The 16,734-nt window shown below is 42.9% G+C and carries 16 protein-coding genes; 11 read left to right on the plus strand and 5 right to left on the minus strand.

What is annotated here, in order from left to right; genetic code table 11:
- Nucleotides 1–35: 35 nt before the first annotated feature.
- The 4 genes from R8N46_RS03735 to nirD are packed head-to-tail and all read left to right on the plus strand — an operon-like array spanning nt 36 to nt 4,715.
- Complete coding sequence (locus R8N46_RS03735) at nt 36–1,001, plus strand: ABC transporter permease (protein WP_213972162.1); 966 nt, start codon at nt 36–38, stop codon at nt 999–1,001.
- 11 nt (nt 1,002–1,012) lie between these two features.
- The gene (locus R8N46_RS03740) at nt 1,013–1,849 is read left to right on the plus strand and encodes an ABC transporter ATP-binding protein (RefSeq protein WP_005450080.1); all 837 of its coding nucleotides are present in this window, start codon (nt 1,013–1,015) and stop codon (nt 1,847–1,849) included.
- Nucleotides 1,850–1,859: 10 nt separating this feature from the next.
- Nucleotides 1,860–4,379 (plus strand): nitrite reductase large subunit NirB, encoded by a 2,520-nt coding sequence (gene nirB / locus R8N46_RS03745; RefSeq protein ID WP_065275352.1) that lies wholly within the window; start codon nt 1,860–1,862, stop codon nt 4,377–4,379.
- Entirely contained in the window at nt 4,380–4,715 is a 336-nt protein-coding gene (gene nirD / locus R8N46_RS03750) for a nitrite reductase small subunit NirD (protein WP_017634206.1), read from the plus strand.
- 98 nt (nt 4,716–4,813) lie between these two features.
- On the opposite strand, the gene R8N46_RS03755 is transcribed toward nirD, so the two are convergent.
- Complete coding sequence (locus tag R8N46_RS03755; RefSeq protein ID WP_042604124.1) at nt 4,814–5,218, minus strand: PPC domain-containing DNA-binding protein; 405 nt, start codon at nt 5,216–5,218, stop codon at nt 4,814–4,816.
- 1 nt (nt 5,219) lies between these two features.
- On the minus strand, nt 5,220–5,795 hold the full coding sequence (locus R8N46_RS03760) for a TetR/AcrR family transcriptional regulator (RefSeq protein ID WP_005387553.1): 576 nt from the start codon (nt 5,793–5,795) through the stop codon (nt 5,220–5,222).
- Nucleotides 5,796–6,079: 284 nt separating this feature from the next.
- Between R8N46_RS03760 and R8N46_RS03765 the strand changes: the two genes are divergently transcribed.
- The 3 genes from R8N46_RS03765 to R8N46_RS03775 all read left to right on the plus strand — a co-directional run bounded on the left by R8N46_RS03765 (nt 6,080) and on the right by R8N46_RS03775 (nt 8,875).
- A complete protein-coding gene (locus tag R8N46_RS03765) occupies nt 6,080–6,694 on the plus strand; it encodes a glutathione S-transferase family protein (RefSeq protein ID WP_005375905.1) in 615 nt (204 codons plus the stop codon).
- 220 nt (nt 6,695–6,914) lie between these two features.
- Nucleotides 6,915–7,175 (plus strand): hypothetical protein, encoded by a 261-nt coding sequence (locus R8N46_RS03770; RefSeq protein ID WP_017820228.1) that lies wholly within the window; start codon nt 6,915–6,917, stop codon nt 7,173–7,175.
- Nucleotides 7,176–7,204: 29 nt separating this feature from the next.
- On the plus strand, nt 7,205–8,875 hold the full coding sequence (locus R8N46_RS03775) for a SpoIIE family protein phosphatase (protein WP_115386677.1): 1,671 nt from the start codon (nt 7,205–7,207) through the stop codon (nt 8,873–8,875).
- Between the two features lie 70 nt (nt 8,876–8,945).
- On the opposite strand, the gene R8N46_RS03780 is transcribed toward R8N46_RS03775, so the two are convergent.
- From R8N46_RS03780 to R8N46_RS03790, 3 genes are all read right to left on the minus strand, one after another.
- Nucleotides 8,946–9,137, minus strand: coding sequence for a hypothetical protein (locus R8N46_RS03780; RefSeq protein ID WP_025767706.1), 192 nt, complete (start codon nt 9,135–9,137; stop codon nt 8,946–8,948).
- A gap of 34 nt (nt 9,138–9,171) precedes the next feature.
- A complete protein-coding gene (locus R8N46_RS03785) occupies nt 9,172–9,507 on the minus strand; it encodes an Hpt domain-containing protein (RefSeq protein WP_318098070.1) in 336 nt (111 codons plus the stop codon).
- A gap of 446 nt (nt 9,508–9,953) precedes the next feature.
- A complete protein-coding gene (locus tag R8N46_RS03790) occupies nt 9,954–12,104 on the minus strand; it encodes a serine/threonine-protein kinase (RefSeq protein ID WP_165439090.1) in 2,151 nt (716 codons plus the stop codon).
- A gap of 312 nt (nt 12,105–12,416) precedes the next feature.
- Between R8N46_RS03790 and tagH the strand changes: the two genes are divergently transcribed.
- From tagH to tssL, 4 genes are read left to right on the plus strand one after another with little or no spacing between them, the layout of a single operon-like run.
- Entirely contained in the window at nt 12,417–13,610 is a 1,194-nt protein-coding gene (gene tagH / locus R8N46_RS03795; protein WP_005375931.1) for a type VI secretion system-associated FHA domain protein TagH, read from the plus strand.
- 11 nt (nt 13,611–13,621) lie between these two features.
- Nucleotides 13,622–14,077, plus strand: a complete 456-nt coding sequence (gene tssJ / locus R8N46_RS03800) for a type VI secretion system lipoprotein TssJ (RefSeq protein WP_005375933.1) — start codon at nt 13,622–13,624, stop codon at nt 14,075–14,077.
- Between the two features lie 21 nt (nt 14,078–14,098).
- Nucleotides 14,099–15,424, plus strand: a complete 1,326-nt coding sequence (gene tssK / locus R8N46_RS03805; protein WP_082240190.1) for a type VI secretion system baseplate subunit TssK — start codon at nt 14,099–14,101, stop codon at nt 15,422–15,424.
- 11 nt (nt 15,425–15,435) lie between these two features.
- Nucleotides 15,436–16,728 carry a type VI secretion system protein TssL, long form gene (tssL, locus tag R8N46_RS03810; RefSeq protein WP_033907010.1) on the plus strand — a complete coding sequence of 431 codons (1,293 nt, stop codon included), beginning with the start codon at nt 15,436–15,438 and terminating at the stop codon, nt 16,726–16,728.
- The last annotated feature ends 6 nt before the right edge of the window (nt 16,729–16,734 follow it).

The following is a 16,734-nucleotide window of genomic DNA, read 5'->3' on the forward strand; positions in this document are numbered from 1 at the left end:
GTGGCAACAAGGATGTAAATTTCTTAGGAGTGAGTATGTCTAGTAATGTCATTTCCCTTTTTCCTGCTAAGCAGGTAGTGAACCGAAGTCGGCTGGTGCTTTTGCCCGTCATTGGCTTGCTGCTCTTTTTGGCAATGTGGCACTTAGCAGCGAGAGAAGTGCAAACTTCATTAGGTACGCTACCGGGACCTGTGCAAACTTTTCAGCAGTTCAGCAACCTTGTCGATGACCATTGGCAAGAGCGAGAAAAGGAACAAGCGTTTATCGAGCGTCAGGAAAAGCGCAATGCTGCAAAATTAGCCAAAAATCCAGACGCGGAAGTGAAGATTCGTCCCTACACAGGTAAGCCGACGTTCTTCGACCAAATCATAACAAGCTTAGTGACCGTAACCGCGGGCTTTCTGCTCGCGACGATTATCGCGATTCCACTTGGCATCGTGCTGGGTCTTAATCAAGGGCTGTATCAAGCGTTCAACCCAATCATTCAATTGCTTAAGCCTGTTTCACCTTTAGCTTGGCTACCCATCGTTACCATGGTTGTAAGTGCCACTTATGTGAGTGATGACCCGATGTTTGCTAAGTCGTTCATCAACTCTCTGATCACTGTAGCGCTGTGTAGCTTATGGCCGACGCTGATTAATACCGCTGTGGGTGTAACGAGCGTTGATAAAGACTTAATCAACGTGAGCAAAGTACTCCAACTTTCGTGGTGGCAGCACATCCGCACGATCGTATTACCTTCTGCCATTCCAATGATCTTCACAGGTTTACGTCTCTCTTTAGGTATCGCTTGGATGGTGTTGATTGCGGCAGAGATGCTCGCTCAGAACCCAGGGTTAGGCAAGTTCGTTTGGGATGAGTTCCAGAACGGCAGTTCAGCATCATTGGGGCGCATCATGGTGGCTGTCATCACCATCGGCTTTATCGGTTTGATGCTCGATAGAGGCATGCTGCAACTTCAAAAGTGGCTGTCTTGGAATAAACAACAAGCGTTGAGATAAGGGAAAAGATCATGGAAAAAGCATTATTAGATCTGACGCGTTTAGGGATGCGATTCCCAACGCCAGATGGCGAGTTCATCGCGCTTAAGAACGTCGATTTACAAATCAATAAAGGCGAGTTTGTATCCCTAATTGGTCACTCTGGCTGTGGTAAATCAACGGTATTGAACTTAGTTGCAGGGCTGCACATGCCAACAGACGGCGGCGTAATAGTCGATGGGCGAGAAGTAGCAGGACCGGGACCTGACCGCGCAGTCGTGTTCCAAAACCATTCATTGTTGCCTTGGCTCACCGTATATCAAAACGTTGAGCTCGCAGTAAAACAAATTGCCGGCAAAAAGGGCAAAGCGTGGATTCAGGAACAAGTGAATCACTACTTGGAGTTGATTCAAATGCAGCATGCTGCGCACAAAAAGCCGGATGAAATCTCGGGCGGTATGAAGCAGCGAGTCGGCATCGCCAGAGCACTGGCACTTCAACCAAAGGTTCTACTGATGGATGAACCATTTGGCGCGTTGGATGCGTTAACTCGTGCGCATTTACAGGATGCACTGATGAAGATTCAAGCCGAGTTAAACAATACCGTCATCATGATTACACATGACGTGGATGAAGCGGTGCTGCTATCCGACAAAATCGTGATGATGACTAACGGTCCGGCAGCGACCATTGGTGAAGTGTTGGAAGTGAATCTACCGCGTCCTCGCGAGCGTGTCGCACTGGCAGATGATGCGCAGTATCAGAAGTGTCGACAAGCGGTGCTGAAGTTCCTTTACGAGAAGCAATCCAAAGTCGAGATTCCTGCTTCGAAAGAAGACAAACCCAAAACCGCAGCGCAAACGGCATAAGGAGGCAGCGATGAACAGTCCTTTAACGATTCCAGTAAAGAACGCATTGAGCCACATCGTTGTGGTAGGTAACGGTATGGTTGGGCAACACCTCGTCGAGCAATTAGTGCAGAAAAACGCGCATTTGGAGCACCGAATTACCGTGATTGGTGCAGAGCGTTTTATCGCGTATGACCGTGTACAGTTGTCCTCTTTGTTTGCGGGTAAGTCTCATGATGATTTGATGCTGAGTAACCAAGAATGGTACGACATGCATGGCATCCAACTCGTACTTGGCAGCCAAGTAACAGGCATCGACAGAGAGCAAAAGCGCATTCTCCTTGATGGTGAAGATGTGCTGGGTTACGACGAACTTGTGCTCGCGACCGGTTCTTACCCGTTTGTGCCTCCAATTGAAGGTAAAGACCGAGACAACGTGTTTGTCTATCGCACGCTTGATGACCTTTCACAAATCAAAAAAGCATGTGAAGGCGCAAGAACGGGCGCAGTGATTGGCGGCGGCTTGTTGGGTTTAGAAGCGGCAAACGCACTTAAACTATTGGGGTTAGAAACTCACGTTATTGAATTTGCTCCCCGCCTGATGCCCGTGCAGTTAGACGATGGTGCTGGCTTAGTGCTAAAAGAGAAGATTGAAGCGCTAGGGCTAACCGTTCACACCTCAACGGGTACGGAACGAATCTGTGATGGTGAAACGGCTAAGCATCGTATGGTGTTTAAAGACAAAGATCCTCTCGAAGTGGATGTGATTGTCTTCTCCGCAGGCATTCGTCCTCAAGATGAGTTGGCAAGGCTGGCTGAGCTAGAAATAGGCGAGCGAGGCGGCATTGTGATTAATAACCAATGCCAAACCAGCGATGAGAACATTTACGCGATTGGCGAATGTGCCCTTTGGGAGCAGAAGATCTTTGGCTTGGTCGCTCCCGGTTACACCATGGCGAGAACCACTGCCGATGTCTTGACTGGTATGCCGAGCGAAGGTTTTAAAGGTGCAGACATGAGCACCAAACTCAAGCTGCTTGGGGTGGATGTGGCGTCTATCGGCGATGCACAAATGCAAACTGAAGGCGCACAGGAAATGGTGTTGCAAGATGCGGTTGCAGGTATCTACAAAAAGCTGGTGGTTGATGCGAGCGGTACCCAATTGCTCGGTGCGATTCTCGTTGGTGACAACAGCGATTACGATGCGCTCTTACAGTGTTATTTGAACAAAACGGTCCTGCCAGACCACGCGGCGAACCTGCTGTTTGATACCGGAATGTTAGATGGAGAGATGCCAGACAGCGCCATCATCTGTTCTTGTCACAACGTCACAAAAGGCGACTTAGTTGCCGAGATTCAAGCTGGCACTACCAACCTGACGGACCTTAAAGCCAACACTAAAGCCGGTACTGGCTGTGGTGGCTGTAGCAATATGGTGAAGTCGGTATTGGATACTCAACTGGCAGCCATGGGGGTAGAGGTTAACAACCACCTTTGTGAGCACTTTGAGCTCAGTCGCCAAGAGATGTTCCATATTTGCCAAGTGGAACAGATCAAAGACTTCGACACCTTAATTGCACTGCATGGCAAAGGGCATGGGTGTGATATCTGTAAGCCGACAGCGGCATCTGTGTTTGCTTCTTTGTGGAATGAACACATCATGGAGCCACAGCATCAATCTCTGCAAGATTCTAATGATGCCTTTATGGCAAACCTGCAAAAAGATGGTTCTTACTCGATTGTGCCTCGTGTTCCGGGCGGCGAAATCACACCAGACAAACTTATCGTGCTAGGTGAAGTTGCTCAGCAATACGATCTGTACACCAAGATCACTGGCGGTCAGCGCGTAGATTTATTTGGTGCGCAGTTAGAACAGCTTCCTGAAATCTGGCAAACCTTGATTGATGCTGGTTTTGAAACAGGGCACGCCTACGGCAAATCGGTGCGCACCGTGAAATCTTGCGTCGGTTCTACTTGGTGTCGTTATGGTGTTGATGATTCGGTTGGGTTAGCCATTGAGTTAGAGAACCGCTACAAAGGATTGCGAGCGCCCCATAAGCTTAAGTTTGCCGTATCGGGCTGTACTCGCGAGTGTGCAGAAGCGCAAAGTAAAGACATTGGGGTGATCGCCACCGAAAACGGCTGGAATCTATACGTTTGTGGTAATGGCGGCATGAGACCACGACACGCTGATTTGTTTGCATCTGACTTATCCAAATCAGAGTTGATCACCATGATCGACCGAGTATTGATGTTCTACGTCAGCACCGCAGATCGCTTGCAGCGCACGTCGGTGTGGATGGAGAACATGGAAGGGGGCCTAGATTACCTTAAACAAGTGATTTTGGATGACTCTCTCAACCTATGTGATTCTTTGGATGAACAAATGGCACGAGTCGTAGATACGTATCAATGTGAGTGGAAGAGTACGTTGGATAATCCTCAGAAATTGCAACGCTTCCGTCCTTTCTTGAACAGCACGTCGGGCAGCAAAGTCTTGCCGTACCAACGTGTGCGCGGTCAGCGTATTCCAGTGAAACAGGAGGTGTAAATGGCAGCTTTAACCAAAGTGAAATTGTGTCAGCTTGATGACTTAATGCCGTTTATCGGTGCTACTGTATTGATTGAAGGCGAGCACGTTGCGCTATTCTACATTCCAGATAGCGGTGTTTACGCCGTTCAAGATTGGGATCCAATTGGTAAGGCTAATGTGATGAGTCGAGGGATTGTCGGTGATATTGATGGTGAGATGTGTGTTGCATCACCACTGTATAAACAGCACTTCAGTTTAAAGAGCGGGCAGTGTTTAGAAGACGAAGCGCACGGTCTAAAAACTTGGCAAGTAACGGTCGACGATAATCAGGTTTGTCATATAGTCGAAGAATGATCCTCGAAATTAGCTTGCTCTGTATGAGTGAATTTTTAGCGTAAGAGACAAGCGAATAGAGCTCCAGAGACAGCACAGTATGGCTCTGGAGCTTTTTACTATTTGGAAGGATTCACTTGCAGTTCGGTATAGCCGGTCGAGTCGTCCATCGTTCTGGTAAACTCAAGTTCTGAGTAAGAATGGATGATCAATTCTGCGGTGGTATCTATAACCGTGCCTTCCATTAAATGCCCGCCCCAGACTCGTCCTTCACGATCAGACACCGAGATATGAACGTGCTGATGTTCAGGCGTTAGGGTTCCCATCACAGAGACGATTTCAAATGGCTCTTGTTTGGTTAACGTACTCTCTGCACCTGCCAAACGAAGGTTGAGGTCAGAGACACAACCAACGCATGAAGCAATCGAGCCTGCTTTGATACCATACTGCTCGACCAATTTCGCTAGGTTCAGCTTTAAGTCCATGCCTTTGGTAAGACGTACCGCTATCACTTCAATCGACATGTCACTTCCTAATCAAAACCAGCAAGCAGGAAAGCGCCGTATCCAAATCGGCATAACGTTTGGCTTTGCCAAGCACGCGCATGCCTTGCATGTTGTTGAGAACAAAACGAGCAAGCTCTTCTGGTTTAAGCGTTTTCGGCACTAAGGTTTCTTTTTGTGCATTGGTCAGCGCATCTGCAATGATGTCGATAAGATGGTCAAATAAGAAATGCCCTTTACGCAGTACATCATCGTCTTCACCAGCGTGCTCAATCAACGCATTTTGGATAAAACACCCGCAGCTGCGTTTTCGTTGCAGCTCAGCAAAAGATTTAAGGAACGATTCCAACTCAGGTAAAGACGCATCGTCTTTTTCTAAATCATTCAGTGACGGTAGCGAGACCTTTTTTAAGTAAGTATCGAGCGCTTCGTAGTAGAGCTGTTGCTTGTCACCATAGGTGTTGTAAAGACTGAAGCGGTTGATGTTCAACTCGTCGGTGAGATCTGAGATAGACGTGTTCGCAAAGCCTTTGCGCCAAAACACATCCATAGCCACGAGAAGCTTTTCATCTCGGTCGAAGTTGGCTTTTCTTGCCATAAATTACCTGCCTGGGCCTGCTTATCGGGTAATTAAATTGCTTTGGAGGGATAGTACAGAGAACCTCTAGCGTTCGAACTGAACCAATATGATGAATACCCATCTATTCTTGGGTATCAGCCTCCAAATTCATGTGAACTCACAAACGGCATCAAAAATCTCGCTCAGCAAACAGACCCACAACTGTTTGAAAATTTTTGATAGTGAAGTTCTTGACTGATCGTTTATAAACTGACTACAGTATATCCTAACCAATCGGTTAGAAAAAGATAAAAGGATGTGAAATGAAGCTCTATGAAACCGCAATGACTCCAAGTTGTAAGCGAGTTAGCATTTTTCTGAAGGAAATCGGTGGCGAGGTTGAGCGAATTGCGCTGAACGTTCGTGAGGGCGATAACCTATCTGAACCGTTTAAATCGAAAAGCGTGAATGGCAAAGTGCCTCTGCTGGAACTGGATGATGGTACGACGATCTGTGAAAGCGTGGCGATTTGTCGCTACCTAGATGAAGCGTTTGAAAATGATCTGGCGCTGTTTGGTGCTAACCAGCTCGAACGTGCTCAGGTGGAAATGTGGCATCGTGTGGTGGAGTTCCAAGGACTAAATGCGGCATTTCAGGCGTTTCGAAACATGACCGGAGTTTATGGAGACAGAGAACGTTGCGTTGAAGCATGGGGCGAAGAATCAAAACAACGCGTCTACGAATTTCTGCCTGTCTTAGACAAGCGCCTTGAACATAATGATTTTATCGCCGTAGACCATTTTACTATCGTCGATATAACAGGCTTTATTTTGATCAGTTTCGCAATTAAAGGCCTAGAAATTGATGTGCTATCGACGTCGCCAAACATTGCTCGATGGTATAACCAAATTTTAGCTAGACCTGCATTTCAGAGTTAATGTATTGCAGCGAGTGGATGATAGCTCGCTGCTACCACCTTACCGATTCTTAACTCAGCAGGATATTCAAATTTTTTCAGATTTTTCTTATTTTTTCTCATATCGCCTATAATTGGAAAAACAACCTCAATTTGCTTCGTTGCGTTTTAGAGCCTTGGGCTCTTGGTCCGTAGACGCTCTCTTTCATCATGGAAAGTCTAATAATAGACAAGGAGAGGTCATGAGTATTCAAGTGAAAACTATCAATAATATTCTAATCGCCCTGTTAATGGTTTCGGTTTTTGGTCTATTCGCACTGTACCTCAATTACACACAGCAGAATGAACAGATTGAAAGGCTGCAAAGTCAGTTAATCGAAAAAGAGCATCAGATACTAATTTCTAATGAAGCGTTGTCTTACACTCGATATCAACACCAATTATTAGCCGAAGACTACAGCCGTTTTAGAAATGAGCAGTCAGTGACTAGTGTTTTGCGTTAGCCAGTAAAGCAACCGTATTAAGGAGGAAGATGAAACCCATTCTTTTGGTCGATGATAGTAAAACAGTACTGCTTTACATCAGCAGTGCATTGGAAAAGCAGGGCTATGAAGTGGTTGCAGTTGAAGACGGAAGAGCTGCGCTTGAGGTGCTAACCCACCGCCCTGATATTCAGTTTGTGCTGAGTGATTTAATGATGCCTGGAATTAATGGTATTGAATTGTGTCGCCAATTAAAATCTAAAGTTAGCGAACGTTACATTTTCTTTGTTCTACTGTCTTCTAGAAATGACCAAAGTTCGATCGTGAAAGGCATTGATGCTGGCGCAGATGATTTCGTAGATAAGAAGACGTCTGTAGAGGAACTTCAGGCCAGAATCCGTGCGGGGTTTCGTACTTTAGAACTGCACAACAAACTCGTTGAGAGAAATAAAGAGCTAGATGCGGCCTATCAAACAATTCACCAAGACCTACAGTCTGCTAGTCATCTGATGGAGCAACTACTCCCTGCTGAATCAACTATTCAGAATGTAAATTTTAGCTATGTCTACAAACCATGCTCCCAGATTGGTGGTGATATGTTGGGGTATTTGGAGCTCGATGAACGACATGTTGCGTTTTATGTATTTGATGTTTCTGGTCATGGTATTTCTTCAGCTTTGATGGCTTTTTCTATTCAACAGACGCTATCTCAAAGTCAGGGGCCTGATTCGATCACGATGGAGTTGAGAGATGACGGCTATTGCGTAAGTGAGCCTGCATCTGTGATTGAACGGCTAAATCGGCGTTATCAGCAAACTAGAAACAGTCAACTTTACTTTACTATGGCTTACGCCATTCTTAACACAAAATCAGGGCAACTTAGCTATTGCACGGCTGGCCACCCCAGGATCTTAGTTTGGCGAACGAGTACGAAAACGATGGAACAGATAGGTGACGATAACTTTATCGTTGGTGCAATGCAGCCGATGGAATATATCGGTAACCAAATTAGTCTGGATGAGGGCGATGCATTGTGGCTTTATTCGGATGGTTTGATTGAAGCGAGGCAGGGTGAGGAGATGTTTTCACTACAACGATTGGCATCGAGTATAAAAGTTGTTTGCACGCTGACAGTTGAAGACCAAGTGGGAGACGTCTTTAAAAAAGTACAATCTTGGCATAACGAAGATGAGTTTGATGATGATGCCAGCCTTTTACAGGTAAAATGGCATGGTGAGAGGCTCGATTTAAGGAAAAGAATGTCAAAGAGCGAATTTAAACGAACTTACGGGAGCTCCCTTACTCACTCACGAAGTGCGAGCAAAGACGTTGTTCGGTTTTTGATGGGTCATCAAATCCCCTTAAATGCAATTCAATCATTGGAGCTTTGTGTCGTTGAGCTCATGAATAACGCTTATATTCATTCTTACAGTGAAATAGAAGGCCTGCCAATTGAAGTGGAGTGTAGGGTTGGGGATGACCAAGTGTCCGGTTTCGTGGAACTGAGAGTCTCTGATTGCGGAGCGCCGATCAATGAAAAGACGTTCATCCAACATAAAAACAAACAGATTGAGGCACCTAACTTAATGGATGACGATAGTTGGTCCTCCTCTGGTCGCGGACTGATGTTAGTCGCTCAATTATCTGACCTGTTTAAATTGGAAAAAGGTTTCGAAAACAATACGTTTGTTGTAGTGAAAAGGAATAGGGAGAGAAACTAACAACCAAGCAAAGTCGATTTCCTTCACTTGGTCCCTAGCGTTAATCTGACGGTTGCGTTGTATATCATTGTTATTTTGTATTCGTTGTTGGTGCCGGTGATAGTAACGCCTCCAACTCTTCTGGTGTTAGAATATCACTGATGTTTAACATATTACTTTCATCATCTAGCGCCATCTTTGTACGGCTAAGTAAGTACCTTTTTTGAGTTGGTGTTAGGTCTTTGAGAGACTCAATCAACTCCCTGAAATTGCTATTATTCATTGCCATATTTCCCCCAGTTAAGCCTTGAATTTCTTTATTGCATATTCTTCAAGTAAGCGAAGATTTGTTGATTAATTGCAGCTAGCTCTTTAGTAACTATAGCTATATCTGAGCTATCTGGCGCTGTATCGTTTCTGGTTTTTTCTTCTATTCTTTGAAACGCAATGACCGTGGTGTCTTCTCCGAAACTCTCTAGAATGCCCTTTAAACTATGCGCTAATAGATAGAGTTCTGACCAACATCTGCTTGTATATAGCTCATCTATACGCTCTATATCATTCGTGTGATCTTCAAGGTATGTAGAAAAAACAGTGACGATCAGATCTACGTCGTTATCCATGTATGTATTGAGAACATCAAAATTAATCATGTATACCCCTATTAAACGTTGCGGTAGAGGAATGTTTCGGATAATGAAGGCTTAGCCGAAGGTATGAATGGCATAACCAGTATTTGAGCAGAAATAGTTTGCTTGTCGCTTGAGATAAACTTACAAAAAGAAAGTCATTGTTAAAGATATTTTGACTTATATCCAAACGGCAATGGTCGAAATGTAGGGATGAAAAAACTTCAACTCGCGTGTTTTTAACACAAGTAGCAAAGGGGACGTTTCCAAGTAAAACGCCGAGTCGGTAAGTGTCTTGCAGTCCTAGTTTAAGGCTATCGTTACATACGGACGCCCGACGTTCGCCAACTTTGACTATTCCTTCAGTCAAGGCTAACTCTCCTCATTAAGTACAAGTATAAATTAGCAATCTAGTTGCATATTGGCAAGTGATCTGCGGCAAAAAAGGGACTCGCGTCCCTTTTGTATTACTAGCTTTGCTTAGAGTCCTGTTCTATTTGCTTCATAAGCTCGTTGGCTTTCTTCATAGCGCGTCTTGCGCTTGAAGTCCTTCGCTTATTAAGTAATATATCGGAGAAGCGTAAGTATTTATCAGCAGTTTTGAATCTTAAATCGTTAACATCCTGAAAACCAATAGGAAAGTTTTTCGAGAACAGATCCACATCCTTCACCAAGTTATCGAGATGAGTTGTCGTCCTTGCCTTTTCTAGGCGAGAATAAAAGTTTTCAAACTCTTTTTGGAACAGGATTCTAGCGGCATCTTCTGGAAACGGTAGAGGGCTGTTGGAATCTAGCGCTGTCTCATATAATTTCATTTCCAGCACTGCATCTTTCATCGCATTACTTATCTGTAAGTTCTCTTGATGCTCTTCTACGTTTGAAAAGAAGGTGTTCCCAACCTTAATAAGAGCAACAAGTGCAGCTGCGTCTTTCTTTTGGAGTGCTTCAGTGAGGTGCTGACCGAAAACATCGCTAGATAACGAACTTGGCGTGAAAGGATAACCTTGATGAATCTGATTTAACTCATCCTTGAGCTCATAGATGGATTTACTGCCGTCTTCTTTACTGTACCGAGACTTTTCAAGTTGACTGTTGATTTGCCTTGCTATCGAAAGTAAAGTGGAGTGCTTGCTTGACTGAATATCTAAGGCAAGAACTTCTATTTTATGTGAGTCAGGGTAGTAGGTTTTTGCTTTATCAAGTATGGACTCAATTTCATCATAATTCGGGTAGTTGTTGGCATCAGAATTCAAAACCTGATCAATTTCAGATTCAAACTCGCTGAGAATATAGGTCTTGTGTAAGCGTAATAAGCCAGCCTTAACGACTGGATGTAAGCTTTTTTCACTATCAATCAGTGCCAAACTTTTTTCTGCTGGCGTATCAAGCTGCCACTCTTGTCCGGCAATTTGATCATTTTGCTTGCTAATAACGGTTTCCAAATTGGCGATGGTTTCTTGTTGCTGCTGATAACCAAATACAATGCCGCTAACTAATAATATACTCGCTGCCGCGCCGCTAGCGATAGGCCAATAGCGCATATTCAATTTGCGTTTCAACTGCTCAGGGGTCAGCTCGTTCGGAATGATGCCAGTTGAAAATACGCTTGAAAATATTGGCCACTTAGATGCAGGCATGTTAGTTGGTTTAGAGACCTTGATCTTCTTTTTGAGAGCTTCATTAACTGGAGTTCTTGCGTAAGGGTGTTTGCAACTCAATAGCTCGTAAGCAATACAAAATAGAGCAAACATATCGTCGCTTAAGTTCGGTTCCTTACCGGATAACAGGTTGAGTGATGCATAGTTGGGAGTATAACCAAGCGTTTCAACATTTTCGGATTTACGTTTAGCCGCATATTGATCCTGCTTTAATTGATGAGTTTTAGATACACCAAAATCAAGCAACTTAACGTTACCCTCAGACGTTAAAATCACATTAGCGGGCTTTAGGTCGGCGTGCACTACACCAAGAGAGTGAGCATATGAGAGTGCATCGAGTACCTGATTTAGGATTGATAAAGTTGCATTAAACTTCAGCCCATGGGGCCTAGAACGCTGTATTAAACTCTCTAATGTTTCTCCGTTAATATACTCCATAACTAAAAAGTATATTTCGCCATCAACACCAAAATCAAAAACCCTAATGATATTAGGGTGGCTTAACCTTTGAGTTTGTTGAGCTTCACGTATTAACATGCGTGCAGTCTCTGGTTGAGAAGCAAACTCTTTCTGTAATATTTTTAACGCAACGTAGGGTGTTTCTGAACCTGAAGATTCAAGAATCCTATCTTTAGCTAAGTAAACATCGCAAAGCCCACCATGCCCAATAACCGACTCAATTTCATACCGATTTTTAACGGTCGCTCCTATTAAGCTTTCGTTAATAACATCTTTGTTATTATTTAATGAGTCATCTTTATTGTTTTTTTTCTTATTAACTAACGGAGTGTTTTCTTTTTGAGACAGTTTTGTATTTGTTTCATTTTTATTTTTAACGGAGGTTTCATTATTAGTGAGTTTGGTTGATTTAATTGCGTTGTCTCGTTTTTGAGTCTTTACAATTTTAGTTTTATCTCCGCTTTCTTCGTTATTTATAGAATTGTTTTTATTACTGTCTTCCATCACAAGAACTCCGTATAAATGATGGGGGAATATATACCTTTCTGCTCAATGAAAAGTCATTATGTTAGAATTTCTCGGCCAAACTAACATTCGTTTTTTTATTGATGAAAGTCTAAGTGTCAAAAATTTGAACTTGGTTGGATAATTAAAATTGTTGAACAATACGTGATTGCTTTGATAAAAAAATGATTCATTATTCCGTGCATGATTTTCAATGGCAGTATTAAGATTTTTATTAATCTTACTGTTAATAAAAAAGCAGTTAATAATAAAATTAAAAATAATATCTAGCAGGTCTTTGGCGAGGTTTACATGAAGTTGGTTTTAACCATAACAAGTTTTCACAAATTTACTCCAGAGATTGAGAGTGAGTTCGTGTTTGAATCAAGTGATGAACATGCCAAGGTTACATTTGGTAGGTCTGAACAATGTGATTGGACACTACCAGATCCTGAAAGAGTGGTATCCGGAACCCACGGAGAACTGATTAAGTTTGGTGACAAATACTTGATAAAAGACCTCTCAACTAATGGTACTTTTGTAAATAATGCTGTAACTCCTGTGGGTCAAGGAAATGAAATAGCACTAAGCGATGACGATATGGTTAGCTTAGGGGATTATCAAATTTCAGTTTCTATTCAAACAGATACAGATGTATTCAGTCTTGAGACAAGTAAAAGTCTTTCTAGCGCACCCCCTGAAGTAGTCTCAAGTCCATCGGAAGCAGAATTTGTTGACCTAGGCCTTAGTGCTAGTGAACTCTTAAACGAAAGTGTTCCTTCTGACTTTCAGCTAGATATTGGTTTAGTCGATGATTTTATTGATATTCCAAAGCCCGAAAAACAGAGCACCGTATCTGAAACTTTACCGAAAGTTAACCGACAATCAGAACACCTATCGACTCCCAACTTTGATACCAATGGGGGTGAACTTGCGGCTTTTGTTAGAGGGGTGGGTATAGATCCAATGATGATTCCCAGCGATAACCGAGAGGAATGGTTCGAACAACTGGGGGAGTCATTTTCTTTGATGCTAGTTGGTTTAATGGAAACACTGCATAACAGAGCAGTGTTTAAACAAACAAATCGACTTAGTCATACCGCATTTCGTAAGTCAGAAAATAACCCTTTAAAGTTTTCTGCAAACTTAGAAGATGCGATTCATAACTTATATAACCGTCAAACCGCTAGCTTCTTAAAGCCAAATGCAGCCATTAAAGAAGCATTTAATGACATCGAAAGTCATGAGCAAGCCTTAATGAAAGGTGTTGAAGGTACGGTTTCGAGTGTTATGTCACTTGTTGAACCTACTTCTATATACTCAGATGCTTTAGCGAAAGACACGGTTATTAATAAGGTTATTCCAGCTAGGAAATATGCTCAAAGTTGGAAGAGGTTTGAGGATATTCATGAAAAGCTATCCGATGATATTATCAATAAAGAGTCTCCGTTCTATTTAGAAGACTTCGCTAAGCACTATGAATTAGCATTAAAAAACAAAGGCTAGGAATTAGGGTGATGAAAAAGTTTTACCAATATATTTTGTTATTAATTTCAATAGCTTTATTTGGGTGCTCAGCAGCGAACCTAGTTGTTGATCCATACTCAGATTTAGAAATAGCAGCAAGTCATAACATTAATCCTGATTCAAACGGCAGGCCTTCTCCTGTAGTGGTGTATGTATTTGAATTAACGTCAAATACCATTTTCGAAAGCCAGGACTTTTTTTCTATTTATGAAGAAAGTGAAAAAGTCTTAGGACCTGATTTAGTGAATAAATATGAAGTTTCATTAACTCCAGGTCAGAAAGAAACATATCAAGCAAGTATGTCTCCAAAGACAGAATATTTAGGCATTGTCGTAGCGTTTCGAGATATTGAAAACTCAAATTGGCGACAAGTCATTAAAGTGGATAAGACCGGTTACAACACATATCAAGTATTGTTAGAAGATCTGTCTTTGGTCGTTAAATAACGTTTAGTTGGCTAATTATAAATGACGCAATACTCCAAGACGGCTTGGTGCGAAGGAATGTTTTTACGTCCCCAGCACTTCCAACAACAAGAACGCGCAACCTCTCAAGAATTCAAGGGCTTACATCAGTTAGGTGGGGCTTACAATTGGGGAGTTTGGAAATGTCGAGTAAAAAAACACGCGCTAAAAGATGGTCTTATTGAACTTGAGCATCTTGAAGCTGTTTTGCCAGATATGACGTTGGTTAATACGTTAATATCCAACGATTCAGTTTCGCCTCTACTTATTGATAAAAACACTGAAAATACGTTAGTAAAAATAACTCTCCCTCTTTCAAGTGTTACAGGTAAAAACGTTTCGGATGTAAGCGAATCGATCGTCTCTCGTTATGTACTTCAAGATATCGACGTGATAGATAACCTTACAGGACAAGATGAAGAAACCATCCAAGTTGCAGCCCTTAACCTAGAGTTGAAAGCGAGTAATGACAAATTAGCGGGTTATGTGGAGTTACCTATCTTAAGGATCAAAGAGGTAACTCCTGAAGGGGAAGTTATACTAGACGATGAGTACGTTCCTCCGCTTATCAACCTCCTTAGCGACAAAGTTATGTCAGCTTATCTACGTAACGTTATCGCGATGACAAAGATGCGTGCTGACGTTATTGCACAGCGCTTGATTAAGGGTAAATCTGCATCGGCATCTGCTGTTGATTTCATCATGCTCCAAATGCTGAACCGATATGAGGCGAAGTTAAAGCATTTCAGTGAGTTAGATAGGTTACATCCACTGGAATTAGCGACGACACTTAAAGGTTACATTGGTGAGTTAGCCACTTTTTCTAATAAAACTAAAAGAGTCCCAAGTTTGCTTGCGTATGATCACTTAGATGTATCAAGTGTCTATAGCGAGTTGAATCAGATACTCAGTCAGTACCTCAGTGTTGTCCTTGACCAAACTGCGGCCAAACTTCCGTTGGAGCCTCGCCAATACGGTATTCAAGTGACGCCGCTTCCAGATAAACGCTTGCTTGAGTCATGCCAATTTGTGCTAGCAATTAAAGCAGACACCACAACAGATGAAATAAGACGCCTGGTCCCAGCGCAACTCAAGTTTGGCCCGGCAGAACAGATTCGCGATCTAATTAATAATCAGATCAACGGTATAAACGTAGTGCCGTTGAGTGTCGTCCCGAGACAGATTCCTTACCAAACGGGCTATGTTTATTTCGAAGTTGTCAAGAAAGGGCCATTTTGGATGAGGCTAAAAGATAGTGGCGGTATTGCGCTTCACCTATCAGGGCATTTTCCGAATGCTGAACTTGAGCTTTGGAGTATTAATCAATAGGCGCGCTCTGTATGGAACAAACGATAGTAAAACCAACACCGGGTGGAAGAGCACCCGCATCGAAACCACAATCAGAAAAGTCTGTGGATAATACCGTAGTTATCTCAAAAAGCCCTGAATTGGTGAACAATGATTCAGTGGTCGCTTATGGGAATAACTCTCTACTAGCAGAGGCGAATGGCCTGTTATCTATTATCGGTCAAATTCGGTCGACAGCGACTCATTCCGATCCGTTGTTTCTAAAAGAGACATTGGCACAAAAGCTTAGAGATTATGAGAACCGATTACGTCAGCATGACGTTGATTTGGATACCATTGATACAGCTCGTTATTGTTTATGCTGTTCACTAGATGAAGTTGTCCTTAACACCAATTGGGGTGGGCATTCATTCTGGAGTCACGATTCATTACTTAGCTCCTTCTATGCTAGCAGTCAAGGTGGGGAAGCGTTTTTTAAGCATCTTGATAAGTGCATGGCGAAACCAGATGCGAACTTAGATTTGCTTGAACTAATGTATGTGTGCTTATCTCTCGGGTTTCTGGGTCAATACCGTTTAGAAAAAAATGGACTGGAATCGCACCGGAAATTGAGAAGACAGGTTATTGCTACTCTTAAGTCTTATGGGAGAGGAGTCCCTCAGGAGCTAAGTAATAGTATCGACCAACACATTTTGAATGGCTCAAAGGCTTCTGATAGAGCCCCTCTTTGGGTTGTATGTTCTGTAACGGCGGCATTATTGGTCTGCATATATATGTATTTTAGCTATGAGCTAAATAAGGCATCCAATCGCACCTTTTCTCAATTAGTCAATTTGATTCAACCGCAACAACTTAACCAAGATGCAACGTCAGAATCAAAATCAGCGCCAATTGCAGAAAAGATTTCAATGTATCTAGCAACTGAGATCGGTAAGGGGCTAATCAATGTTGAGCCGCTGCAAGACAGGGTAAGAATTTCGTTAAAGTCTCAAGATCTATTTGAATCAGGTAGTGCTGATGTTGTCGCTTACATCCAACCCGTTATTTCTAAGCTTGCGAGAACATTGGAGTCGACCCAAGGCAAGATCATTGTTACTGGTCACACCGACGATAGGCCTATTTTCACGAGTAAATATCCCTCGAACTGGCACCTATCATTAGCTCGAGCCACTGCTATGTCTGAACAACTGATCTCGAATAGTGCATTAGAAGGGCGAGTGATACCCGAGGGATTGGGGGATGCAAGACCATTAGTTGAAAACAGTAGTGATGAAAACCGAGCTATTAACCGCCGGATTGAAATCGACCTTCTTGTCGCGAATTAATAATAG

Source organism: Vibrio sp. 1874, assembly GCF_033344395.1.
GTDB classification, from domain to species: domain Bacteria; phylum Pseudomonadota; class Gammaproteobacteria; order Enterobacterales; family Vibrionaceae; genus Vibrio; species Vibrio alginolyticus.